This window comes from Pseudoalteromonas sp. G5_S1_14_S5 (genome assembly GCF_054968605.1).
In genome coordinates, this window is sequence record NZ_JBQKUM010000256.1 from 1 (window position 1) to 334 (window position 334).

The window sequence follows — 334 nt, forward strand, 5'->3', positions numbered from 1 at the left end:
GGGCCGTCAGTCGCAGCAACAACTAGGATACCACCGTCCATTTGTGCAGCACCAGTGATCATGTTTTTAACATAATCCGCGTGTCCTGGACAGTCTACGTGTGCGTAGTGACGAGTTGGAGTGTCGTACTCAACGTGAGAAGTTGCGATTGTGATACCGCGCTCACGCTCTTCTGGAGCGTTATCGATAGATGCGAAGTCTTTCGCTTCACCACCGTACACTTTAGAAAGTGTAGTACAGATAGCAGCAGTTAGAGTTGTTTTACCGTGGTCAACGTGGCCGATAGTACCAACGTTTACGTGCGGTTTCGTACGTTCAAATTTTTCTTTAGACA

General features: G+C 47.9%; 1 protein-coding gene. It reads right to left on the minus strand.

Translation table 11 applies throughout. The annotated features are described in order from the left end of the window. Positions 1-334, minus strand: a 334-nt coding sequence (locus ACTRWI_RS22790) for a GTP-binding protein (protein WP_499133953.1), incomplete at both ends; no start/stop codon positions are given.